The 223-nt window shown below is 55.2% G+C and carries 1 rRNA gene; it reads left to right on the top strand.

What is annotated here, in order from left to right:
* A 16S ribosomal RNA gene (locus WFL93_RS24345) occupies positions 1-223 on the top strand; the annotation flags it as partial.

The raw sequence follows: 223 nt of genomic DNA, 5'->3' as shown, positions 1-223 counted from the left end.
AATATTGCACAATGGGCGCAAGCCTGATGCAGCCATGCCGCGTGTATGAAGAAGGCCTTCGGGTTGTAAAGTACTTTCAGCGGGGAGGAAGGCGGTGAGGTTAATAACCTCACCGATTGACGTTACCCGCAGAAGAAGCACCGGCTAACTCCGTGCCAGCAGCCGCGGTAATACGGAGGGTGCAAGCGTTAATCGGAATTACTGGGCGTAAAGCGCACGCAGG

Source organism: Pantoea sp. USHLN256 (assembly GCF_037149875.1).
Taxonomy (GTDB): Bacteria; Pseudomonadota; Gammaproteobacteria; order Enterobacterales; family Enterobacteriaceae; genus Pantoea; species Pantoea nemavictus.
Note: the sequence above shows the minus strand (reverse complement) of the source record. Positions and strands in the feature narration are given on the sequence as shown.